Source organism: Streptomyces sp. NPDC033221 (genome assembly GCF_055577005.1).
The window spans coordinates 42,069-65,294 of the sequence record NZ_JBVIQN010000032.1 but is presented as its reverse complement, the minus strand read 5'-3'; the positions used below and the strand labels follow the sequence as shown (position 1 = coordinate 65,294).

Here is a 23,226-nt window from a genome sequence, read left to right as displayed (position 1 = left end):
GGGGCGCCGGGGCGCCTGAAGGTTCCAGGGGTGACGGTGTCCGGGGCGGGGCCGTCCGGCCCGCGAGGTCAGGACTCCGGGGCGCGTCCGGCCATCTCGCGCGCGAACTCCTGCCAGATGCGCGCGCATTGACTGGCGATGTCGGCCACCGTTCTGGCGCAGTGCGGCGGGACCCCGTCGACGAGGGCCTGCCAATGGGCGAGCGGGACCTCGTGCGAGCTGAGCAGCCGCAGCAGTGCGCGCCCGGTGTCGGTGGAGCGCAGCGCGGGGTCCTGCCGCAGCGGCCGCAGCCGCTCCGGCAGCGACGGAAGCCGCACGTCCGGGCTGGTGCGGTGCTGCCCGGCCCCAGCCCCTTCCCTGCCGGAGCCGTCCGGGCTGGCCGCTCCGCCTTCGGCGCGCCAGGAGACGACCGGCGGGCGGTGCGCCGTCCCGACCGCCCGGTGCGCCCCGCCGCGGGGCGCGGGCAAGGGCCCCTGGCCGTTCTCCAGACGTTTGCGCACGTCCTGGGCGGTGCCCAGGGAGATCCCGGCGGAGCTGGCGATCTCCCGCAGCGAGGCGTGCGGCCGCTCGCCGATCAGCTTGCCGGCGTAGAGCCGCCCCTCGGTCACGCTGGACGGACGCGTACGGCCGTCCCGGCCCAGCCGGCCCGTACCGTTCAACCGAGGATCTTCCTCGGCTGAACGGCGCCGGACGGCGGCCACGGTCTTCGGGGACAGCCCCGACGCCTCGCCGATCGCCCGGTCCGACCACTGCGGGTAGGCGCGCAGGATGCGGGCGGCCGCCGTCTTGCGGTCGGCCAGTGACAGCGGCAGTCCGTGCCCGACGTTCGAGCGGACCGCCAGGACGAAGCACTCCTCCTCCGTGCCCTCGAAGAACGCCGCACGGATCTGCGTACCGCCGCGCAGGAGTTCGGCCCGCACCCGGTGCACACCGTCGAGCACCCGCATCGTCGGGTGGTGCACCAGGATGGGCGGCAGCAGCGAGGTGTCCAGCGCGGCCAGCGTCCTGACGTGCTCCGGGTCCGGCCCGCCGCTACGCAGCGGGCCGGAGACGTCCAGTGCGCCGATCGGCAGCGTGACGGTCCGGTCGAACCGCGCGGCGCCGGGTACGGGGGTCGTCTCCGGCGCCCGTAAGGCCGTGCCAGGGGCCGTCCCGGGTGCCGGGTCCGGCGTCCGTAAGGCCGTCCCGGCGGTCATGCCCTCACTCATGGTCACCCCTGGACGTCAGCCGGCCGCCAGCACGACGCCCCGCGCGGGTGCCGCCGTACCGTCGGTCATCGCCTGCACCTCGGCCAGTGACTCGTCCAGCGCCTCGACGAGGTAGTCCACCTGCGAGGGCCGCAGCCCTGGGTGGCAGGGGAGGTTGAGGTGCTGGTCGAACCACATGCTCTCGGCGACGGGGCACTCGCCGCGGCCGTGGCCGCGGTGCCGCCACTCCGGGGTCAGGTGCAGCGGGAAGTAGCGCAGCTGGATCTCCACGCCCCGCCGGTCCAGGGCCAGCAGGAGCTGGTCCCGCAGCTCGCGGCGGGCCGCGAAGCAGGTGTAGAGGTGGTGGGCGTGGGTGCTGTGCGCGGGCGCCTGCTGGGGCCGTACCCACGGGTAGCGTTCCAGCACCGCGTCGAGCCGGGCCGCGATCGAACGGCGGGTCGCCTGGAGGCCGTCCAGCTTTCCGAGCTGTGCCAGGCCGACGGCCGCGGCGGCCTCAGACAGGGTGGCGTTGGTGCCGGCCCGCCGGATCCGGGTGACCCGGTCGCTGTACACCGCGGCGGAGTACTTCATCCACGGCAGCACCAGCGGCTCGTCGGGGTCGATCCGGGTCTCCGACTCGATCTGCGCGTCGACGTCGTTGCCGCGCAGCCGTTCCAGGCGGTCGGCCCAGTCGTCATGGTCGAAGGTGACCATGCCGCCCTCGCCGAGGGTGGTGATGTTCTTGGCGTTCTGGAAGCTGAAGCAGCCGATGTCGGCCAGCGAGCCCGGCCGGCGCCCGCGGTACTCGGCGCCCAGCGCGTGCGCGCAGTCCTCGACGACGAGGATGCCGTGCCGGCGGGCGATCGCCATGATCTCGTCCATCTCGGCCGGGCAGCCGCCGTAGTGCACCAGCAGCAGGGCCTTGGTGCGCGGCGTGATCAGGGCCTCGGCCGCGGCCGGGTCGATGGCGAGCGTGGTGGGGTCGATGTCACAGAAGCGGACCGTCACATCGCGGTCCAGCAGTGGCATCACGGTGGCCTGATAAGTCTGGGGCGTGGCGATGACCTCGTCGCCGGGCCGCAGGTCGAGGAGCTGGATCGCCAGCTCCAGTGCGACGGTTCCGCTGGTGGCCGTCATCGCGTGCCGTGCGCCGACCAGTTGGGCGAAGGCCTGCTCGAAGCGGTCGCGCCAGGTGCCCATCGACAGCGGGTCCTGGCCCCGCACCAGTTCGGTGAGCGCCGTGACCTCGGTCTCTCCCAGTACACTGCCCCGTTTCGCACAGGGCACTACGTAGCTCCTGTCCAACATGCGTCCCATCAAAGCCGTACGCCGCATACGACCCCAAGGGCCGGCGGCGGTCAGCTGGGTCAGGACACGGTCAGAATGGTCATCTGACACTGACCACGTTCTGACGGTCGGCGGTCCGCCCGCCGTGCGGGCCGCGGACCGGTGCTCACGGGACCGGTGCTCACGGGACCGGTGCTCACCCGGGTGCCCGCGCCGGGCCGTCCGATGCCGGCCGGCCGGCGCGGGCCCGGCGTCAGAGCTTGAGTTCGTGGTGCTCCAGCCAGCTGTTGAGCTGCACCATGAACTCCAGTCCGGTACGGGACGGCCAGCCGTCCGCACGTTTCCCGGGGGCACCACCGCGGTCGACGAAGGCGTGCACCGGCGCGCCGGGGTCGGCGGCGAGCCGGTCGAACTCGGCGCGCAGCGCACTGTCGTAGCGCGGGTCGTGGCTGATCGGGTACGCGCTCTTCTTGCGCTCCACGATGCTCTCCGGGAGCAGGTCGCGGGTGGCCGCCCGCAGCAGGCTCTTCTCCTTCCCGTCGAAGAACTTCATCGACCAGGGGACGTTGAAGGCGTACTCGACCAGCCGGTGGTCGCAGAACGGCACCCGCACCTCCAGGCCGACCGCCATGCTCATCCGGTCCTTCCGGTCGAGCATGAACGGCACGAAGCGGGTGACGGCGAGGTAGTGCAGCTCGCGCATCCGCCGTGCCGCCGCGTCCTCACCGGGCAGTACGGGCACTTCGGCCAGCGCTTCGGCGTACCGCTGGGCGCGGTACTCAGCGACGTCCAGCTCGGCGATCAGGTCCGGGTCCATCAGTCCGGAGAGCGTCGGGATCAGGTCGTACCCGGCGGCCACCCAGGGGAAGGTGTCCGCATCCCGCAGCTCGGGGGCGTGGAACCACCCGTAGCCGCCGAACAGTTCATCGGCCGCCTCCCCGGACAGGGCCACGGTCGAGCGTTCGCGGATGGCCCGGAACAGCAGATACAGCGAGGCGCAGCCGTCGCCGAGCAGCGCGGCGGGAGCGTCGTGCGCCTTGGGCACCATGGCGCGGGTGCGCGGGTCGGTGAGTTCGTCCAGGCCGATCACCAGGTTGGTGTGGTCGGCGGCCACGTGCCGGGCCATCTCGGCGGCGAACGGGGCGTCCGGGGAGTGGTGCACCACGTTCGCGGTGAAATCACGCTCGTTGTCGGCGAAGTCGACGGAGAAGGAGCGCACCGGACCGGCTCCGCGCGCGGCGAGCGAACGGGCGGCCAGGGCGGTCACCACGCTGGAGTCGAGCCCGCCGGAGAGCAGGGTGCACAGCGGGACATCGGCGATGAGCTGGCGCTCGACGATGTCTTCGAGCAGCTCGCGCACCGTCCGTACGGTCGTGTCCAGATCATCGGTGTGGTCGCGGGCTTCGAGCGCCCAGTACCGCCGGATACGCAGTCCCGTGCGGCCGAAGCGGAGCAGATGGCCGGGGCGGAGTTCGTACATGCCCTGGAAGATCGCGTGCTCCGGCGTCTTGACGCCCGACAGCAGTTCGCGCAGACCGTCCTGGTCCACGACCGGACGCACGTCGGGATGCGCGAGGATCGCTTTGGCCTCCGAGCCGAACAGCAGCCCGCGCTCGGTCGGGTAGTAGTACAGCGGTTTGATGCCGAGCCGGTCGCGTACGAGTACCAGTTCCTCGCTGCGGGCGTCCCAGACCGCGAACGCGAACATCCCGTTCAGCTTGTCCACCATGGCCGCGCCCCACTGCAGGTAGGCGCGCAGGACGACTTCGGTATCGCTTTCGGTGCGGAACCGGTGCCCGAGTGTGCCCAGCTCCGCGCGCAGCTCGCGGTAGTTGTACACCTCGCCGCTGTACGTGATGGCCGCCGCGGTCCGGCCGTCCTGCTCAGCGGTCATCGGCTGGGCACCGCCCGGGAGGTCGATCACCGCGAGGCGCCGGTGGCCGAAGCCGGCCCTGGTGTCCGTCCAGTACCCCTGCGCGTCCGGCCCGCGGCAGGCCATCGTGTCGGCCATGTCCCGCAGCACGCCCCGCGCGCCGCTCATGTCCCGTTCGAAATCCACCCAGCCCGTGATGCCACACATGAAATCGTCACTCTCCTCGGTAAAAGTTGAGTTGGTCACCATGTTCTGTGCAGGTATGCGCGTGGGGGGGTACGGAAATACAAGGTCGGGGCGGCTGGGCGCCCGCGCATCACCAGGTGACGGGGAATTCGTGAATTCCGTAGATGTCCGCGTCGTGCTTGAACGGCAGTTCCGCGGTCGGTATCGCGGAGCGCAGGGTGGGGATGCGCCGCAGCAGCGTCGAGTAGACGATCTCCAGCTCCATCCGGGCGAGGTTCTGCCCGAGGCACTGGTGTGCGCCGAACCCGAAGGCCAGTTGGTGACGGGCACCGCGCGTCAGGTCCAGTTCGTCCCCACCGGGAAACACCTCGGGGTCGCGGTTGGCCACATTGCAGAGCGCGACCAGGACGTCCCCTGCCTTGATGAGGGAACCGCCGAGTTCGACATCCTCGGTCGCCACCCGCGTGGGAATGAACTCGGCGATGGTGAAGTAGCGCAGCAGCTCCTCCACGGCGACCGGAATCCGGCTCGGGTCCGCGCGCAGGGCGTCCGCGTCGGCCGGGCGGTCGACCAGCACCATGGCGCCCAGCGAGATCATGTTCGCGGTGGTCTCGTGCCCGGCGACCAGGAGCAGGAACGCCATACGGGCCAGGTCCTCGTGCCGGTATGTGCCCTCTGCGCGCAGCCGCACGATCTGGCGGCCGAGCAGATCGTCGGTCGGGTCGGCCTCCTTCTTCGAGATGAGGTCTCCGAGGAATTCCAGGAGTTCGTCGAGCGCCCGCAGCCGTTCTTCGGCCGAAGCGCCGCGCAGCAGCAGCGTGTGCGAACGGGACTGGAAGAACTCGTGCCCGTCGTACGGCACACCGAGCTGCTCGCAGATCACCAGAGAGGGAACGGGCAGCGACAGCGCACTGACCAGATCCGCCGGTTTCGGGCCGGCCAGCATCGCGTCGATACAGCCGTCCACGATCTGCTGAATGCGCGGCTGCAGGGCCCGCATGCGCTTCAAGGTGAATTCCCCGGTCACCGCGCGGCGCGCGTCCCGGTGCTCCGGGCCGTCCATGGAAATCATCGTCCGGCGGAAATTGCCCGGCTGCCCGTCGACCTGGAACGGGAAACCCTGCTGCTGCCGGTCGGCGCTGAACCGTTCGTCGATCAGCATGGTGCGGATATCGGCGTGGCTGCTCACCGCCCAGACCGGCGCGCCGGGCGGCAAGGACGCCAGCGTGACCTTGACGGGGCGGCCCTGCTGCTGGAATGCGAGGTGCTGTGCGTTCGGTGCGTAGGGACAGCCACGGGCGATTTCCAGCTTCTGCGCCTGGGCCGTCGGGACACTTTCCGTACTGGTCACGGGACTTCCCTTCTCGGGTACGTCGTGGGACACGGTGCCGAACACTCAGGACTGGCGGGCCGGCTCACCGTGGCCCTGCCACGGCCGGGCGAGCACGACCAGGGCGATCGCGGAGAGGACCACACACCCCAGCACCACGACGGCCGTCGACATGGCGGTGGTGTTGCCCAGCGCCCCGGGCAGCGGCGCGGCCGCGGCACCGAGCACGAACTGGGCGCCGCCGAGCAGCCCGGAAGCGGCTCCGGGGGAATCGCCGCCGACCGCGAGGGTGATGGTGGTCGCCGCGGGCAGCAGCAGCCCGAAGCCGGACGTCAGGCCGAACAGGCAGGCCCACGTGGTGGGGAACGTGTCGACGCCGAGGGCGAGCAGCGCCACCAGCGTGGCCAGGGACAGCACGGTGATGACCACGCCGAGGGCCAGCAGGGAGTTCAGCCGTACCCGCCCGGCCAGCCGTCCGAAGATCGTGCCGGTCACCACGGTGCCGACGGCGTTGGTGGCGAAGACGAGGCTGTACTGCGTGGGCGACAAGCCGTAGGTGCCCTCGAAAACGAACGGCGAGCCGGTGATGTAGGCGAACAGGGCGCCCAGTCCGAGGCCCATGACGAGGAGGTAGCCGACCATTTCGCGGCGGCGCAGCAGGCCGCCCATCGCGGCGAACGCGGGCCGCAGGCCACCGGTCCGGCGCTGTTCGACGGGCAGCGATTCGGGGACCCACGCCCGGATCGCGGTCATCAGCAGTAGCCCGGTCGCGGCCAGCGCCACGAACACCAGCCGCCACGAGGCGACGCCGAGGATGAGGCCGCCGGCCACCGGCGCCAGCACCGGCGCGGTCGATCCGATGACGCTCAGCGTGGTCAGCTGGCGGGCCGCGTGGGCGCCGGTGAACAGGTCGCTGACGACCGCCCGTCCGATGACGATCCCCGCGCTGCCGGCGATCCCCTGCAGCAGCCGGGCCGCGTCGAACACGGCGATGGTCGGGGCGATCGCGCAGACCAGGGAGAACACGGTGAACAGCCCGGAGCCGGCCAGGAGCAGGCGTCGCCGCCCCATCGCGTCGCTGACCGGGCCGAGCACGATCTGGCCGACGGCGAGCCCGATGAGGCAGGCCGTCAGGGAGGCCTGGACGGCCGTTTTAGAGGTGCCGAAGGCGGTGACGATCTCGGGGAAGCCGGGCGCGTACATGTCGATGGCGAACGGCGACACCGCCGAGAGTCCGCCGAGGACGATGATGAGTCGCGCCGCTCCGGTCCGCGGGGGCGCGGATTCGATGCTGACGGTCATCGCTCTCCATCCGAGGATTCCTGAAGGATGCCGGGGAAGTTAGGCAAGGCTACCCTTACTTTTTTTGCTGATGGCATGGCCGCACGACGGGAGCATCGGAGGTCCGCCGGGCGGCGACAGGTCGGCCGGTGCGACCGCTACCTGCACCATCTTCGGCAACGGAGCCGCTCAGCGGTGTGGAGCGCCGGGCCCGCCGATGTGGAGCGCGGTGCCGGCCACCCGCGCGTCCACGGGTCAGGAGTGCGCCCGCCTGAACCGTGCGGGCGTGGTGCCCCGGTCGCGCCGGAACGCGTAGCCGAAATTGCTGGGCGAGGCATAACCGACCTCGTGCCCGATCCGGGCCACCGGCCAGTCGGTCTCGACGAGCAGGGCCGCCGCCCGGTCGAGGCAGCGACGCCGGTGGTACTCCATCACCGAAGTGCCGTACAGCACACGGAAACCGGTGGTGAGGCGCCGGACCGACATCGACGACGCGCGGGCCAGCTCGGCCAGCGACGGCGGCGCGTGCCGTGCCCGCCAGAGCAGCTCGGGGACACGGCGCAACGCGTCCACCTCATGCTCCTCCAGGGCGGGTTCGCGCGCGTCCGTGGGCGGCACAGTGGCCGTGAGCCCGTCGATCAGCGCGCCCAGCGCCGCCACCAGCCGCGACTCCATGAACAACAGGCGCCCCGGGGACGAACGCCGGTGCAGGAAGATCTCCTCCAGCGGCCCGGCCGCCGGGCGCAACGCGACGGACCGGCCCAAATACCGCTCACGCGCGACCTTCTCCGGCCCGATGGCCGGCAGCACACCGGCACCGAGCCCGCCGAGGTAGGACTCCAGCCCGGTCCAGGTCCCGGTGACCGACACCGCGCGGTACCGCTCACCGTCCCCGTGCTCGACCACGCCGTCGGTGGGGCACCGGGGGCTCAGCGACACCGAACGGGCTTGCAGGGCACCGGCGCCGGTGCTGTTCTCGCTGATGCGCATCCGCCCGTCGACGCAGTGCTCCAGCTCGAAGTGGTCGTCCGGGAAGGCGAAATTGACCTGGTGCCCTCCGGCGAACGCGACGTCGTAGCGGACGATGTGGAACCCGCTCCGCAACGCCGTCACCTCGATCGTGCCGTCTCCGATCTCCGGCCGGAGCCGGTGCCGGACGGTACCGTCGCGGCCCTCCTCGGCCTGCGCGATCGACGCGAAGTAGGCCGCGTGGGTCGCGTCGAATGCGGAGGTACCGGCCGAGCCGGCAAGCTGGTGAACCCGGGTCACATGATCAGGTTAGCTCCGCCGCGCCGCCTTGCACACGCGCTGCGGGTGTACGCGCGGCAGCGAAGAAGAGGGGGTACCGCTCCACGGAGAGGGAGTTGGGGATCAACAGGACGTCACCGTAGTTCTCGGTGTTCATCCGGATCTTGGTTTCCCCCTCATAGTCGGTCAGCCCTTCGAACTCGACCTTGACTCGCGGGTACACCGTGCCGAACTCGGCCGCGTACTTCTCCAGCGTGCCGTCGGCCAGCTGATCGGTGCGATTGGTCAGCACCGTGATCTCCCCCGACACCTGCGCCGGATCACTCGGAGCAGCCGCGGTCTCGCCGTTCCCCCCGCCACCCCGGGCCGTGGCCACCACTATGACCCAGGCCGCCACAACCACCCAGCTTCGCCGCATCCGTCACCCCTCGCTCCGCGCTGTCGCCGGCGCTCGACGTAGACGCGCGTTCGCGGGGATGCGCATAGACCGGTCCACAGGGATTTCCTACACAAGCAACACTCTGACCAGCGCCTTTTACTAAACCTTGACTAAACCGGAGAGGGGCTCGGCGCCGGACCTCAGGGCGCCGCGGCCGGTACGGCCGATCGCTCGGACTCGGACACGACCGGATTCTCCGTACGGCGCCGGCGCAGCATTCCGACCGCGATGCCGGCGATGACCAGCGCCGTGGCCCAGGACGTCAGTACGGTCATGCGCTCACCCTGGAACACCCAGGCGGACGCCAGGCCGAAGACCGGGACGAGCAACGAGAACGGGGCGACGGTGGGCGCGTCATAGGTCCGCAGGAGGTATCCCCAGGCGGCGAATCCGAACAGCGTCGCTCCCCACGCCACGTACAGCGCGGCGCCCACTCCGCTGAGGTTCAGGTTCTGCAGAGCCCGCAGGTCCGCGTCCCAGCCTTCGAAGGGGATGGAGATGAGCGCGAGCGGGATGGGCGGTACGACGCTCACCCAGACCATGAACCGGAAGGTGTCCGGCGGACTCGCCTTGCGCATCGCGATGTTCGACAGTCCCCAGCACGCCGCCGCACCCACGACCAGCAGGAAACCGGCCAGTGTGCCGGCTGTCGAGTCCAGCCCGGCCAGCACGATGCCCACCGCGGCGATGGCCATGCCGACGACCTGGGCCCGCCGGGCGCGCTCCTTCAGCAGTACCGCGGCGAACAGCACGGTGAACACCGCCTGCCCCTGGAGCACCAGAGAGGCCAGCCCCGGAGGCAGCCCCGCGTGCATTCCGACGAACAGCATCCCGAATTTCATGATGCCGAGTGCGACGCCGACCGCAATCACCCAGCGCCAGGCGACTCTCGGCCGCCCGACGAAGAAGACCGCGGGCAGCGCGGCGAGGAGAAATCGTACGGCGGAGAAGAGAAGCGGCGGGAAATCGCGCAGCCCCACGTCGATCACGACAAAGTTCGCGCCCCATACGGCGGCGACGATCACCGCCAAGACGACGTGTGCGGGCTTCATGCCAATGGCTCCTGGGCAGCGCTCCTTCGGGATGTTCCATCACAGCAGTCGCCGTCCACAACGGCCAGCGAAGGTTTCTGAAGGTGGGGTATTAGCATCGCTTCATGTTCGACCTCAATCGCCTGCGGGCGCTGCGCGCCGTGGCCACCCACGGTTCGGTGACGGGTGCGGCCGCCGCCCTGGGCTACACGCCGTCCGCCGTCTCCCAGCAGATCGCCAAGCTGGAGCGCGAGACCGGCTCCGAACTGCTCGACCGGCAGGGCGGCAAGGTGGAGCTCACGCCCGCGGCCTGGCTGCTGGCGGAGGCGACGGACGAGGTCGTGGCCGTACTGGAGCGGACCCGTTCACGCCTGGAGGAACAGCGCGACCAGCCCACGGGGCGGCTGGTGCTCGCCGCGTTCCCCACGGCCTGCCGCGGCTTCGCGGCCGCCGCGCTCGCCGACCTGGTCGGACGCCACCCGGCCCTGGCCTGCCGGTTGGTGGAGTCCGACCCCAACCGCGCCATCAGCCTGGTGGTACGGGGTGAGGCGGATCTCGCGGTGGTGCACGACTGGCACAACACTCCGCTGACGCTGCCCGCCTCGCTGTCCGTCGCCGAACTGGGTGAGGACATCGCCGACGTCGCCCTGCCCGCCGGGCACCCGCTCGCCGACCGGGACGCGGTGACCCCGTACGACCTGCGGAAAGAGCGGTGGATCGGGCAGGCCTCCGGGGCCATGTGCCATGAGTGGCTGATGCGTTCCTATGCCGACCTGGGCATCGAACCAGACATTCCCTATCAAATAGAGGAATACGAGTCCCAAATAGCGCTGCTGGCCGCCGGTTTGGGTGTCACGATGCTGCCGCGACTCGGCCGCGGAGTCCTGCCGCCCACCGTCCGCGTCGTCCCGATGCGGCCCACGCCCGCCCGCCGCCTCTCGGCCGTCTGGCGCTCCCAGGCCGACCGCAGGCCCGCCGTCCACGTCGCGCTGGCGGCGCTGCGCGGGCGCTTCCCGGGCCGGGAAACCGCCCGGGAGGCCCGCGAAACCGTGTGAACGCCGGGCCGGTCACGCCATGATGTTCAGGATTTGACGACCGGCCGGCTGGCCCACTTTTTGGAACCAGTTGATTGACAACGCTATTAACGGTGATCAAGAGTATCCCCGGACAGCGAAGTCCGTAGGCGCTGAAGTTTCCGGGCGGGGGGAAGTTCCGGATGGGTTTTCCTTTCTCATGTACGGCTGATCGGATGCCTCCACAACACACCGGCGGATCCGTCGGCACACCGTCGGGCATTTCCCGCACGGACACCCGGCCGCGCTGAGTTGAATTCCCTTCTTCCGGAGTACTGACCACCGGCCGGGGCAGCCCGCCCGCTGCCCTTTCCCTGTCTTCCTGCGCACCCCGGGCCCACCGGCCCCGTCTCCGCGCGCCGCGCGCCTCTCCGGCACCGGCCCACCCCTGTTCGGTTGAAAGAGGTACTTGTCTGCCATGGCAATTGACGCGTCCATGTCTAAACGCTCGGCGGGCCCCGACCACGCCTCGGCCCTCCATGAGCTGCGAACCGTCCTGTCCGCGGAGAACTACGAAGGCGCCGTCCGCTGCGCGGGACGCCTGTACGAAGCCCTCCCCGACAAGGAGCAGCTCTCCCGGAACGTCGTCCTGGTGGCCTACGGCGGCGGCAAGGACAGCTCGTACACGCTCGCCTTCGTCCGGACGATGCAGCTCATCCTCTCCCAGGAGCACGGCGCGACGTTCCGGATGCGGGTCGCCACCAACCGGCACGCGGGCATGCCGCAGGCCGTGATGGACAACATCGACCGCGCCTACCGCGCCCTGCGCCTGCTGAACGACCCCGACTGCGAGCTGCTGCTGATCGACGGGCAGCAGGTGCGGACCTTCGACGCCACGCTGCCGCAGACGGACGACGTCGTGGGCCGCAACCGCCTCGACATCCTGATGACCGGCCACCGCACGGCCGCCGACGCCCGCCCGACGTTCTGCAACGCCTGCAACCTGAGCATGGTCAACTCCTTCGGCCTGGCGGCGGGGTACGGCGGCGGCGTCGACCTGATCATCACCGGCGACTCCCAGCGGGAACAGCGGGACTACTACCTGTGGGTCACCCGGCTCGCCCGCCAGTTCGGGCTGCAGCCGCCGCGCGACATGCGCACCGGCTTCCAGGGCTTCCTCGCCTCGCTCAACAACATCTCGCAGGCGTACTTCGCCGACATCCACGGCCCCGACGCGCCGGACGTCGTCGCCGAGCACGCGATCACCACCGACGTCCGCACCGGCCTGCAGTTCTTCTCGATCTACGACGACACGGCGTACGCCTCCGGCGACCACTGGGAGCTGCTCACGGACCACCTGGGCTTCCGCTTCGACGACATCGCCTTCAGCTTCACCGAGTCCGACTGCGGCAACCCCGCGCTGATGGCGCACCTGCGCGCCCTCAAGTGCGAGCACCGTTACGGCCAGACGTACGCCGAAGGCCTGGCCGGCTACGTCGAGTTCGCCATCTCCCTCATGCACAAGAAGGAGTTCCCGCCGCAGCTCGTGGAGATGATGCGGGAGCGCTACGAGGGCCGGGCCGACCGGATGCGGGCGGCCATGGACGCCTATGCCGCACAGGCGTACGGCTTCACCGAAGAGCAGCTCGTCGCCATGGTCCACGCGCCGTTCACGGAGAAGGGCACGAACCTGGAGACGTACCTCGCCGCCGAGCAGCCGGACCTCCTCCCCCACATCCAGCTCGTGCACGGGCTCCTGGACGGTACGGTCCCGGCGACGGACGGGGAGGCCGCCCCGGTCGCCGAACGCCTGGAGAAGAGCAGCGGTTTAACGCTGCCGCAACTCCAGGTGCTGTACACCAGCTCGCTCCGGCTCCCGAGCCTCACCCCCGCCGGCGGCGAACTCATCGACGCCATCCTCGAAGGCGACCCGCACAAGCAAGTGGTGCACACCCGGCACAGTGCCGACGGCCCCGTGGTGCCCGAGCTGCTCTCCGGCCGGTGACCGTGACGGCCGGCAGCCCCCCGGGGGACTTCGTACAAGTAGGCGCCACCCGCGACGGCCTGGACCCGTACCTCGACTGCGCCCGCCGCCGCGGCATGCGGGCGGTGCTGGTGGAGACACCCGCGTACCTGCGCTGGCGCAGGCTGCTCGGGCGGCGGGAATTCGATGTCGAGGTGGCGGTGGACCGCCCGCAGGACCCGGACGCCATCCGCGCGGCGCTAACCACCGCCGCGGTCGCACCCGCACTCGTTCTGACCGGGTTCGAACGCTATGTGTACGCCGGGTTCGCCCTGGCCCGCGCACTGCGCGTGGCACCGTGGCCGGACGCCGGCGCCGATTTCCGGCCACTGGACAAGCGCGAACAGCGCGAGGCCCTGCTGCGCAACGCTCCGCAGGTGGCCCAGCCCCGCTTCCTGTCCCTGACCCCCGACGACGGGGACGCGGCGGACCAGCTCGGCTTCCCGCAGGTGGTCAAGCCGGCGGACGGTGGCGGTGGGCTCGGCGTACTGCTCGTGGACGGTGCCGCAGAGCGCCGCCGCGCCGTGGAGCGAGTCCGCGCTCTCGACAATTACGGGGGTGGCGCGTTCTCGGGCATCGTGGCGGAGGAGTTCGTCAAGGGCCCCGAACTGTCCCTTCAGGGCGTCGCCCACGAGGGCAGCGCCGTGCTGCTGAGCGTGTGCGAGAAGCTCACCTGCCTGGAAGAGGTACCCGGCGAGTCCGGCCTGTCGGGCTTCCGCGAGGTGGGCCATGTGGCCAGGCCCGGCGACAGCGCCCCACCCGCGCTGCACGAACTCGCACAAGCCTGCCTGAACGCCACCGGCTACCGCGCAGGGCCCTTCCACGTCGACATCATCCAGGGCCCGGCCGGCCCGGCCTTCGTGGAGATGGGCTTCCGGCTCTCCGGAGGAGGCCTGGTGGCACTGGTCGCCAAGGCCACCGGTGCCGACTGGGCGGACCTGGCCTTCCGTACCCACCTGGGCGAGGCGACACCGGCACGGCCGTCGGCCCCGTGCGCCCCGAAGCCCACGACCACAGACAACACAACCTCCCCGAACATCACAAACGCCACCACCCCCACTGGCATCGCAGCAGCCGGCCAGGTCTCAGCCGTGTCGGAGCACGAACTGACGGCAGCCGAAGCCCTCCGGGAACCGGGAGTAACGGTCGAGATCCAACGCGCCGCGGCACCGCCGGACCCCGCCGCGCTCCCCGCGGAAGATCTGCCCGTACTCGCTTCCGACCTCGCCCGGCACACCGGCGCGGCCGGCCGGGTCGTCATCAGCGGCAGCCCCGGCGACCGGATCCCCGCACTGCTTCATTCACTCGTTGCCCACCGATTGCGAGGCTGACCTTCCATGTGCCGACTCATCGTTGCCGCAGGGGACTTCCGCGCCATGGACATCCTTGCCGCAGCCGAGGCGATGAGCTGTGGCCGTACCGCCGACCACGACGGTCCCACCGATGTGCATCCCAACGGTTGGGGCGCGGTGTGGCGCCAGGACGACGCGCCGTACGGCCTGGGGCGACATCGGGACGTACGCCCGCTCACGGAGAGTCTCCACGAATCGCCGCTACCCGGCATCTCCACCGACTTCCTGGCCGTGCACGCGCGCCACGCCACCCTGGCCAAGAACCACGGCCCGCACTTCACCCACCCCCTGGAACGCGGCGGCGGTCCCTTCCCCTGGCTGTTCATGCACAACGGCTTCCTGCCGACGGTGCACCGTCTCCTCGGCATGGAGGAATCGGAGTTCGACTCCCAGGAGTACTTCGACTACATCGTGCCCGAAGGCGCCCGCCGACTGGACGAGGCGAAGACCCTCGAACGGCTCAACGCCATCCCCAGGGGCGGGAGTTCGGGCAACGCCATCGCGGTGAACCCCTACTCCGCCTACGTCATCCACTGGACCTCTCCGGACACCGTCTCACCGCGGTACTTCGGCATGTTCCGGCTGCGGACCGAGCGCTGCACGGTGATCGCCTCGGAGGTGATCCCGGACCTCGCCCCCGCGGTCCACTGGGAGCCGCTGAAGCCGGACACCGTCACGGAGATCCCGTGGACCACGGGCCTGACCCCCCGCAACCGTTATGACCTCGAAGGAGCCCCGGCCCATGCCCACGACTGACACCTGGACCCGCGTCGTCGTCGACGCCGCCACCGAGCGCCCGGACGCCGATCTGCTGCGCCGGCTGGCCCACGGCGAGACCGCCGTGGTCGTGCTGCGCAACCTGCTGTCCGCCGAGACCTTCGCCGACAACCGGACCCGCATCGGCAAGCTCTTCGCCAACGCCTCCACCACGAGCTACGCCAACGGCGCCCTCACCACCATCGGCCCCTACCTGGCGAAGTACCTGCAGGACCTGGACGGCTACTTCCAGGCCGCCGGCGAGGCCAAGGACATGCTGGACACCGCCGGCTTCGACCTCGCCGACCGGGTGCGCGCCGGGCTGCGGGACGCCTTCGGCCTCGACGCGGTGTCGGTGGCACAGGAACCGGACGGCCGCGAGTACGCGGCGTCGGTCGTACGCATCCACGCCGACGGCGTCCGCAACCCGCTGCACAACGACAACATCATGCGGGACGCCCAGGGCACCGGCATCGCCCTCACCGACCTCGCATACCAGCTGAGCTGCGTGGTCTGCCTGCAGGAGTGCGACGAGGGCGGCGAACTGCGGATGTACCGCAAGCCCTGGGAGCCCGCCGACGAGACGTACAAGATCCAGAACGGCCTCGGGTACGACGAGGCCGTGGTCGACGGCACCCCCTGCCACGCGTTCAAGCCGCAGACCGGGGACGTCTACCTGATCAACCCGATGCAGTACCACTCCATCGAGCGGGTCAGCGGCAACGACCGGCTCACCATGGGCTTCTTCATGGGCTTCGGCGACGACGCGTTCCGGTCCGCGGCGGTGTGGGGATGACGGCACCGACACCGCCGCTCGACACCCCCGTACAGACTGTTTCCTCCCCGCAACCGGCCGGCACACCCGGCACGGTAACGGACCGCCTGCTGACCCTTCTCCAAGACGCACAAGCACGCCACCGACTACTCGAACACGCCCCGGAGGGCCGTACCGACGTGGTCAGCACGCTGCGCGGAAACGCCTTGAACCAGGCGGCGAAGTGCATCGTCATACGCATCAAGGTCACCAAGAAGACCTCCCGCTACGCCCTGGCCGTCGTCCCCGGCGACCGGCGAGTCAACCTGGACCGCCTCAAAGAACTGTACGAAGCCCGCCACGTCTCCTTCGCCGACCCACCCACCGCAGAACGCCTGACCGGCTGCGTCAGCGGCTCCATCGTCCCGTTCTCCTTCGACCCCACACTGGAACTGGTCGTCGACCCGGACTTGTTGGAGCACCGTGAAATCTTCTTCAACGCGGGCGAACTGCACCTGTCCCTGTCCCTGGATACGGAGGACTACCAGCGCCTCGCCCAGCCACGGGTGACATCCATCGCGGAGCCTTTGCCGGAGGTGGCATCCGCCTGAGCCAGGTGAAGGCCGGCCTGTGGGCGGCAGGAGCGCTCCTGCCGCCCGTGGGTCCGTCGCGAGGCCCGCGTTGTGCCTCACACACACGCGTGGAACCGCAGTTCAGGCTCCCCTGGCAGCCTTCTCCAAGGTCATCACGCACTCCACATGATGCGTAACCGGAATCGTGTCGCCTCGGCCAACGGCCAGGAAAGGTGCAGGTCAGGTGCCGTTTCTTGGCCCATGAGGCAGGTTGCCGAAGGTCCGGAGCGTCAAACGAGCGTCACGGCCGCCGTACGCCTTCGAAACCGCCTCGCTTCACACCGTGTCGTCTGCCATGGAGATGGCAGTTGACTCTGCCACGAGACGTGAGCGGTTCTGCACTGAGATGTGTCAGTAGGTAGTCGTCTGGGCGGAGTCGATGAGGTATGGCCTTGTCGGCGCGGACGGCCGTGTCTCTATCAGTGCCCACCAGGAGGTTGGAGACGACGAGCCCCGCGATGGCGGCGGCCCACTCAGGCGGGCCCCCTGTCGCGCGGGGGACGGTTCCAGCGTGGTGCGCGTGGAAGTGCACTGAGACATCGATGCCCGTGAGGACTTCGCGCTCCAGGGGCCGGCGGGGTTGCGCCAGGCCGACTTGCTACTCGTCGAAGGACGCTGCCGCGGGGTCGTGCACACGCGGCCACCCACGGACACAGGGCCGGGGCCCAGCCGGGGATGTAACTCCATTTCGGCCCGCCGCTCCATATGCGCGTCCACGGACGGCGTGCAGTCGAGCACCGCCCTGCTTCCGTTTGCACAGCCAGTCGGTCAAGGCCGCGGAGACCGTGGGCCGGGCCTCGCGCGGGTTCGATCCGGGCAAACGGATCATCGGCCGCAGGTGCCAGCTCGACTGCGCCCCCTCGGCCTGCTGCTGGCCGTGCTGGGCACCGCGGCCAGCGTGTCCGACACCGCGGCCGAGGTGACCCTGCTGTCCCAGGTCTCCGCCGCCCATACACGCGTGACCAAGGCGTGGGTGGACGCCGGCTACCGCACCACCGCCGTCGACCACGGCGCCCGGCTCGGCAACGACGTCGAGCCTGTCTCCCGCCCACCGGGCAGCCGCTCCCACCCGCACCACTCCGAAGCCATGATCCAGCTCGCGATGATCGACCTCATGACCCGCCGTCTCACCGGCGAAGCCACCCCAAAATGGCGCGAGTCCAAGTGCCCAGTTAAGGCGAGTGGGCCTTCATCACCATAAGAGATGCCTTCTACCCGGCCCTGCCGGGCGCAGTTCCGAGGCGTCCACCCTTCGTGTGCATGCTCCGGCCGCCAGATTCCCTGCGCTCTTTACACTTCGAGTCACTTCAGTTCCAGTGGTAACCGGACAAGCATCGGACGACCTTCGGTCAATACGTGCTGCTGTTGCTGAGGTCCGGCCCGTCCCCACCGTAAGATCCTCGCCTTGAGCGCGATTCGCACAGAGGTTTGAAGGATCCTACGAGAAGGATGCGAGTCTTCGTGCATAGAACCAGACAGTGGATGACTGGCTCCCGTTTCATATCTCGCGCCGCCATCGGCGTGGCGCTCCTGGCCATCGTCCCCTTCGCCACACCAACGAACGCTTCCGCCACCTCAACTACGGTAGATCCGCATCCGGGGATCACCGCGCCGCCATCGGCGACTCCCGCAGCGGGACCGGAAGCCAACGCGCTTGCCGCTCCAGGCGGGGGCAGCCGACCGGTGTCGGGCAAGAATCTCCAGGCCGGTCCCACGTTCACCAAGGACTCTGCCGGCATCTGGCAGGCCAACCGCACTAACGTCACCCTGCGCAACACCGTGACCGACGCGGACGGCGACGCGGCTAACCTGTCCTTCCAGGTCTACACCACCGACGCCAGCGGCAACCCGAAAACCCAGGTCCAGCTCACCAACCCCGACACCGGCAAACCCGCCGCCTACGGCGTGGTGGTGTCCGACTTCGTGGCGTCCGGCGGAACGGCGAACGTCACCATCAGGTACGGGGACCTGAAGCCGAACACCACCTACGCCTTCCGCACCAGCGCCTACGACGGTGCCCTGTACGAGACCCAATGGTCGTCCTGGGCGAAGTTCCACACCCGCGGCCGGGCGGTGGACATCAAGCTGCCCGAGCCGAACAAGAATGCTCCAGTCGTCAATCAGGACGACTTCCAAGAGCCCCAGAAGATCCCTCAGCCGACCATGACATCGGTGCCCCCGGCAGAACCGCCCACCGGTCTCAGCCCCCAATCAGACTGGGACTGCGGCAAAATCAACCCGAAGACCGGGATCCAGCCGTGCTCACGGATCGTGCCCGGCGTCAGCAAGAGCGCGCGCCAGTCGCTCGCCGAGCAGGCGCGTTCAAGTCTGCCCCATCTGGTCGACTGGTGCGAGCGCTACAGCTCGCACATCAAGCGGTACGAGGCATGCATATCGGGCTTCACATACGAGTACAAAGGCATCGTTGTGAAGGACGGCAAGCCCACCGGGGAGATCCTGAACGCCTCATGGGCCGTCGGCCAGGAGATAAAGCTTTCTGGAAACGCCGGGACGTTCACGCAGCAGCTCATCCTCGTGCCGGTGGAAGTCGACCCGAAATTCGTCTCGGTCACGCTCGACGTGCAGTTCGACTGCCTCACGGCCGACAAATGCTCGAACGGCCCGCAGGCTTGGGACGGCGCTTTGGAGTGGACAGGTGCGGACCCGATCTCACACAACGCGATCGGAAAGGTCAATCACACCTGGACTCCGGCAGACAGCGTCGACCTGCTTGACCTGTCCACGAAGATCACGGCCTACTCGCCGGTGGCGAACCCGGCCGCAACCCGCTGGCAGGCCGCCGGCGCGCAGATCCGCTGCGAAACGATCGCCTCCACCACGCCGGGCTGCGCCTTCTACAAGTACATCCCCACGTGGGTGATGAACTTCGCCAAGACTCCGCCGGCCGTCGCGCACGCGTGGCTGATCCAGTCCAAGCTGCCCAACCACCCCGGCAGCAAGGCCGCCAACAAGCCGATGTTCTTCCTGCCCGCCAAGGACAAGAACGCCCCCGGCCGCAACCCTGACGACAACCGCAAGGTGATCTGCCCCGACGGCTGGGCAGCCACCTACGGCAACCCTGACGCCACCGCCGTCCCCGAGATCATCACCGGCGACACAGCATCCTGCGACGAGTTCGCCTACGCGTCCAGCTACAACTCCGGCGGCATGCCCTCCGGCATCGGCGGCATGAACGAGGTCGACACCGGCAACGACTGCGCACAAACCTATGCCACCCGCGTCAAGCAAGGCGAATGGCACCTGTACGACGACATCCGTCAAGCTGCTCCGACCTGGAAGGAAGTATGCGGCCGCTCGGCCATGTCGGGCTGGATCAACTCCACCTCGATGGGCGGGGCCTTCAGCTCGGGCTTCTCAGGCAAGTACCGGCTGCTGGACAAGGACCCGTACTGGGTGGACTTCCCGCAGTTCACGCACTGCAACGCATCCAAGGCGACCGTAGCCTGCACGATTCCCAAGCCCTGACTGGCTCTGTCGATGACGAGAAGCAGCGTTTCTCGGGCAGTTCGGGAGGCGCTGCCCGCGTCGACTATCGATGGCTACGGGCAGCAGCTCGGTGCCGACCGGTGAGACGCCGTGTGCCGCTCGTCCGGTGCCCGGGACAAAAGCGCTGGCTACGGGCGTAGGTGGCGGCCGTCGTCCCGCCGTTGCCGAGTGCCAGCGGGTGCCTCCCGTTCTCGTCCACATCGAGATTCGGGCGCGGTGAGCGCCTCCCGAGGTCTTCGACAACTGCTGTCGTGTGACGTCGATAGAGCCACCCTGACCGATTACTGACCGCCGGCGGGGCACAGCACACGTTCTACGCTGTGCCCCACCCGCTCTACGTCACGAACAGAGGGAACCAGCAGTGCCCGAAGATCTTGCCTGGATCGCCGACGCCTGGCACGGCACCCACCTGAACGCCCGCGACCTCTACATCACCTGCGCCCGCGGCCTCAGCCCCCAGCAGCTCGCCGAACGCATATCCGACCACGAACCTGTCGAGATCGGTGCCGCCCTCTCCGGCCGGGAAGCATCCGCCCTGGTCGACCTTGCACAGATCTACTGCGTCGGCCGCCTCGGCCAAAGCGGCGATTGGTCGTTCATCGTGGAGTCCGGAGGCAGCGAAGGGTGGGCTCTCGATCCAGCAGTCTCCCGATACGGTGCCGAGATCCTGATCTTCGACCCGCGGCCGGACGACCCGCCCTCCTTCTTCCGCTACCTCGCCGATGGCGAGCTGCAGCTGCACTTCGAGCTGGGCGCCGGCTACTACCCCAGCGGCGCCCAGCCCGACCTGCTGCGCCCGGCCCTGGAAGCCGTCGGGGCCATCGCGCCGGAAGACTCCCTCGAAGACCTGCTCGGCGACGACGAGGAACTATCGCCTCACGAAGCCAAGCGCAGGGCTCTGCAGGCCATTGGTGAGCATTTCGGTCTGGCCCTGTCGCGGCAGGTGCTCGAAAGCGGGCAACTTCCTTCCGTCGTCACCCGCACCTCGCCCCCCTCATCTTGGTAAGCCTGAATGGGCCTGTCCGGAGGGATGGACCCGATGCGGTCCGATCGCCCACCCCACCGCGGGCGTGCCCCAGCCTGATCACCGCCCGTATGCCGCAGCTGGACACCGACGGGGATCACACCTCCGGTCGCAGACGTGCTCACACAGCGGCTGTCGTCGCGCAGTCTGGGATAGCGCGGTAGTGGCCGGCACCGAAACAGGAGCCCACCGAGCGGGGCATGCTCGACCAAGGCGTGACCGTACGGCTCGGCCAGGGCTACCCCCTGCGCGTCGCCACCGCCGATACGCCCATGGCGACCACACAGGGTGACTTCATAACCGACCGCAACGAGGAATACGCCAGCCGCAACACGCGAGCCCGGCGTCATAAGGCCATGCTCGGCTGGGCGTGGCCCAGGTGGCCAAGGCGCGGCTGCGTCGGCCGTAGTTGGTACGGTCGGGGGCGGCCTCCGGGCGGTCGGCGATCTGGCCGGTGGGGCCTTCGAAGCCGGGTCACGGCGCGGCCAACTGCAGACTGGGGCCGAGGCGGGTCAGAGCCTTGGAGGCGATGCTGGGCGTGGAGCCGAGGGCGGGGGTGCAGGTGCCCCAGGGGCTGCCGGTGGCGAGCTGGGCCAGGCGCGAGGAGACCCCACGAGCGGGCGATCTACTCGCCGCTCCTACGGGCGCGAGTACACCTGTCTCCGCCCCGCCCCGCCCCGCCCGCGGGTGCGGGGCCGGGGGCCGGGCCGGGACGGGACGGGACGGAGAAACGCTTATGCGGCGATGGTCAGTGGCGCTTCCAGGCGCTGCCAGGCACTGAGGACGGCCTTGTGCGCGTCCGGCTGCAGGTGCGCGTAGCGCTGTGTGGTCTGGAAGCTCTCGTGGCCGAGGAGGTGCTGGACCTCGTAGAGGGAGACGCCCTGCTGGACCAGCCACGAGGCACAGGTGTGGCGCATGGAGTGCGGCGGGTAGAGCGGGACGGGTTGCTGTTCGCCGTCGGTGTCGAAGTAGTAGGCGTTGCCGACGGCCGGCCACCAGGTCTGGCGTCGCCAATTGCCGTCGTCGAGGCGACGTCCGGCACGTCCCTTGGTGATGGTGGTGAACACCAGCGCGTCACGGTCGAGGCGGTGGATGAAACGTGCGAGGGCCTCCAGGACGTGGGGCGGCAGCGGGACTTCCCGACGGCTCTTGGAGCTCTTGGGGTACTCCTTGATGCCGCTTTTGGTGTTGACCTCCACCACGAACAGCCGTGAGCGGCGCTCGTCGATGCGGTGGCGGTGCAGGCCGGAAAGCTCGCCCCAGCGCAGGCCGGTGTAGAACCCGAGCAGGCACATCGTCCGCCATTCGGTGGGAAGTTCGTCGAGGATGTTCTGGGCCTGGTCGAACGTGAACCACTGGGGCGGCTTGACCGCGACCGGAGGCAGATCGATTCTGCGGCACGGGCTCACCGCCAGCACATCGTCGTCGACAGCCGCGCGCATGATGGACGACGTCAGGTTGTAGGCCCGCTGGATCGCGGCGGCTCCGGTGCCGTTTTCGACCAGGGTGCGGATCCAGGTTTGGATGTCCATGCGGGTGATGGCCCGCATCTCCCAGTCGGACCAGTAGGGCAGCACATGGTTCTTGATGCTGGAGGCGTCGCCACGCAGGGTGGTGGGCTCCACGATGCGCGCCTTCCACCAGCGGTCGTGCCATTCACGGAATGACGTGGCGCTGGCCCGGGGGTCGCGTAGGGCGCCCCGGGAGAGCTGTGTTTCCGTCTCGGTGCCCCAGGCGCGCGCCTGCGCCTTGAGGGGAAAGGTCTCGCTGAACCGGTCTCCGGTCCGGTTGCGTACGGTCGCCTGCCACTTGCCGGACTTCAGCTTGCGGAGGTACAGGTTCTACTCCTTGTTCGGTGATGACGGAGGCCGCGAGGGCCGGGGTCAGCGGCGGGCGGTCGGCTGTGCGACGGTGCGGCGGCTGATGAACTCATCGAGGCCAGCCGCTGGAACCCGTACACGGGACCGGCCTGGTCCAGTACGGAGGTCGATAACAGGCAGGTCGCCGGCCGCGATGAAGCGATAGACGGTGCGGCGGTCGACGTCCAGGGCCGCGGCGACGGCGGGGACGGACAGCAAGCGTGCAGGCATGAAGAAGACCTCGAGGCGAAGTTAATGGGCGCCCAGCGAGTCGGCAGCTGGACCACCGGCGGTCCAAGGCGGTCAACTAGCCCCGTCATGAGCAGTTGACCGCGCTCCGCGCGTCATCGACCAGGCGGGCATTGATCACGCGGCGTCGCATTTGAGTGGGAACCACCGGCGCAGAAAGAGATGAGCTGAGTGGCGGCTGGGCTCTGGCCGTCA

At 69.4% G+C, this 23,226-nt stretch carries 18 protein-coding genes and 1 pseudogene; 9 read left to right on the top strand and 10 right to left on the bottom strand.

Annotated elements, in window-relative coordinates:
* Window positions 1–68: 68 nt before the first annotated feature.
* The 8 genes from ACZ53K_RS32420 to ACZ53K_RS32385 form a co-directional block, all read right to left on the bottom strand.
* Window positions 69–1,208 carry a ParB/RepB/Spo0J family partition protein gene (locus ACZ53K_RS32420; RefSeq protein WP_468843723.1) on the bottom strand — a complete coding sequence of 380 codons (1,140 nt, stop codon included), beginning with the start codon at window positions 1,206–1,208 and terminating at the stop codon, window positions 69–71.
* 15 nt (window positions 1,209–1,223) lie between these two features.
* Window positions 1,224–2,474 (bottom strand): DegT/DnrJ/EryC1/StrS family aminotransferase, encoded by a 1,251-nt coding sequence (locus ACZ53K_RS32415; RefSeq protein ID WP_468843721.1) that lies wholly within the window; start codon window positions 2,472–2,474, stop codon window positions 1,224–1,226.
* 253 nt (window positions 2,475–2,727) lie between these two features.
* Window positions 2,728–4,554 (bottom strand): asparagine synthase (glutamine-hydrolyzing), encoded by a 1,827-nt coding sequence (gene asnB / locus ACZ53K_RS32410; protein ID WP_468843720.1) that lies wholly within the window; start codon window positions 4,552–4,554, stop codon window positions 2,728–2,730.
* Between the two features lie 109 nt (window positions 4,555–4,663).
* The gene (locus ACZ53K_RS32405) at window positions 4,664–5,884 is read right to left on the bottom strand and encodes a cytochrome P450 (protein WP_468843719.1); all 1,221 of its coding nucleotides are present in this window, start codon (window positions 5,882–5,884) and stop codon (window positions 4,664–4,666) included.
* Between the two features lie 45 nt (window positions 5,885–5,929).
* Window positions 5,930–7,165: a multidrug effflux MFS transporter gene (locus tag ACZ53K_RS32400; protein ID WP_468843717.1), complete on the bottom strand. Its 1,236-nt coding sequence runs from the start codon at window positions 7,163–7,165 to the stop codon at window positions 5,930–5,932.
* A gap of 234 nt (window positions 7,166–7,399) precedes the next feature.
* A complete protein-coding gene (locus ACZ53K_RS32395; protein WP_468843716.1) occupies window positions 7,400–8,413 on the bottom strand; it encodes a helix-turn-helix domain-containing protein in 1,014 nt (337 codons plus the stop codon).
* 4 nt (window positions 8,414–8,417) lie between these two features.
* Window positions 8,418–8,810, bottom strand: coding sequence for a hypothetical protein (locus ACZ53K_RS32390; protein WP_468843715.1), 393 nt, complete (start codon window positions 8,808–8,810; stop codon window positions 8,418–8,420).
* 161 nt (window positions 8,811–8,971) lie between these two features.
* Window positions 8,972–9,883, bottom strand: coding sequence for an EamA family transporter (locus ACZ53K_RS32385; RefSeq protein WP_468843712.1), 912 nt, complete (start codon window positions 9,881–9,883; stop codon window positions 8,972–8,974).
* A 104-nt stretch (window positions 9,884–9,987) separates the two neighbouring features.
* On the opposite strand from ACZ53K_RS32385, the gene ACZ53K_RS32380 reads away from it, so the two are divergent.
* From ACZ53K_RS32380 to ACZ53K_RS32340, 9 genes are all read left to right on the top strand, one after another.
* Window positions 9,988–10,917, top strand: coding sequence for a LysR family transcriptional regulator (locus ACZ53K_RS32380; protein WP_468843710.1), 930 nt, complete (start codon window positions 9,988–9,990; stop codon window positions 10,915–10,917).
* A 436-nt stretch (window positions 10,918–11,353) separates the two neighbouring features.
* On the top strand, window positions 11,354–12,880 hold the full coding sequence (locus ACZ53K_RS32375) for a PqqD family protein (RefSeq protein WP_468843707.1): 1,527 nt from the start codon (window positions 11,354–11,356) through the stop codon (window positions 12,878–12,880).
* A complete protein-coding gene (locus ACZ53K_RS32370) occupies window positions 12,877–14,229 on the top strand; it encodes an ATP-grasp domain-containing protein (RefSeq protein ID WP_468843705.1) in 1,353 nt (450 codons plus the stop codon). The genes ACZ53K_RS32375 and ACZ53K_RS32370 overlap by 4 nt, the downstream gene beginning before the upstream one ends.
* 6 nt (window positions 14,230–14,235) lie before the next feature.
* Window positions 14,236–15,006, top strand: coding sequence for a class II glutamine amidotransferase (locus tag ACZ53K_RS32365; RefSeq protein ID WP_468843702.1), 771 nt, complete (start codon window positions 14,236–14,238; stop codon window positions 15,004–15,006).
* Complete coding sequence (locus ACZ53K_RS32360; protein WP_468843700.1) at window positions 14,993–15,802, top strand: 2OG-Fe(II)-dependent halogenase WelO5 family protein; 810 nt, start codon at window positions 14,993–14,995, stop codon at window positions 15,800–15,802. The genes ACZ53K_RS32365 and ACZ53K_RS32360 overlap by 14 nt, the downstream gene beginning before the upstream one ends.
* Window positions 15,799–16,371, top strand: a complete 573-nt coding sequence (locus ACZ53K_RS32355) for a YbaK/EbsC family protein (protein ID WP_468843697.1) — start codon at window positions 15,799–15,801, stop codon at window positions 16,369–16,371. The genes ACZ53K_RS32360 and ACZ53K_RS32355 overlap by 4 nt, the downstream gene beginning before the upstream one ends.
* 859 nt (window positions 16,372–17,230) lie before the next feature.
* Window positions 17,231–17,593, top strand: coding sequence for a hypothetical protein (locus tag ACZ53K_RS32350; protein WP_468843695.1), 363 nt, complete (start codon window positions 17,231–17,233; stop codon window positions 17,591–17,593).
* Window positions 17,594–17,874: 281 nt separating this feature from the next.
* Window positions 17,875–19,878 carry a hypothetical protein gene (locus ACZ53K_RS32345; protein WP_468843692.1) on the top strand — a complete coding sequence of 668 codons (2,004 nt, stop codon included), beginning with the start codon at window positions 17,875–17,877 and terminating at the stop codon, window positions 19,876–19,878.
* Between the two features lie 382 nt (window positions 19,879–20,260).
* Window positions 20,261–20,905: a DUF6461 domain-containing protein gene (locus ACZ53K_RS32340; protein ID WP_468843689.1), complete on the top strand. Its 645-nt coding sequence runs from the start codon at window positions 20,261–20,263 to the stop codon at window positions 20,903–20,905.
* Window positions 20,906–21,657: 752 nt separating this feature from the next.
* Here ACZ53K_RS32340 and ACZ53K_RS32335 read toward each other — a convergent pair.
* Entirely contained in the window at window positions 21,658–22,746 is a 1,089-nt protein-coding gene (locus ACZ53K_RS32335; protein WP_468843791.1) for a tyrosine-type recombinase/integrase, read from the bottom strand.
* Window positions 22,747–22,806: 60 nt separating this feature from the next.
* Window positions 22,807–23,019, bottom strand: a pseudogene (locus tag ACZ53K_RS32330) (helix-turn-helix domain-containing protein); the annotation flags it as partial.
* Window positions 23,020–23,226: the final 207 nt, after the last annotated feature.

Coding starts and splice junctions, on each gene's coding strand:
- ACZ53K_RS32420 (WP_468843723.1), bottom strand. CDS start 1,208: ATGAGTGAGGGCATGACCGCCGGGACGGCCTTACGGACGCCGGACCCG.
- asnB (WP_468843720.1), bottom strand. CDS start 4,554: ATGTGTGGCATCACGGGCTGGGTGGATTTCGAACGGGACATGAGCGGC.
- ACZ53K_RS32400 (WP_468843717.1), bottom strand. CDS start 7,165: ATGACCGTCAGCATCGAATCCGCGCCCCCGCGGACCGGAGCGGCGCGA.
- ACZ53K_RS32390 (WP_468843715.1), bottom strand. CDS start 8,810: ATGCGGCGAAGCTGGGTGGTTGTGGCGGCCTGGGTCATAGTGGTGGCC.
- ACZ53K_RS32385 (WP_468843712.1), bottom strand. CDS start 9,883: ATGAAGCCCGCACACGTCGTCTTGGCGGTGATCGTCGCCGCCGTATGG.
- ACZ53K_RS32380 (WP_468843710.1), top strand. CDS start 9,988: ATGTTCGACCTCAATCGCCTGCGGGCGCTGCGCGCCGTGGCCACCCAC.
- ACZ53K_RS32375 (WP_468843707.1), top strand. CDS start 11,354: ATGGCAATTGACGCGTCCATGTCTAAACGCTCGGCGGGCCCCGACCAC.
- ACZ53K_RS32365 (WP_468843702.1), top strand. CDS start 14,236: ATGTGCCGACTCATCGTTGCCGCAGGGGACTTCCGCGCCATGGACATC.
- ACZ53K_RS32360 (WP_468843700.1), top strand. CDS start 14,993: ATGCCCACGACTGACACCTGGACCCGCGTCGTCGTCGACGCCGCCACC.
- ACZ53K_RS32355 (WP_468843697.1), top strand. CDS start 15,799: ATGACGGCACCGACACCGCCGCTCGACACCCCCGTACAGACTGTTTCC.
- ACZ53K_RS32345 (WP_468843692.1), top strand. CDS start 17,875: ATGACTGGCTCCCGTTTCATATCTCGCGCCGCCATCGGCGTGGCGCTC.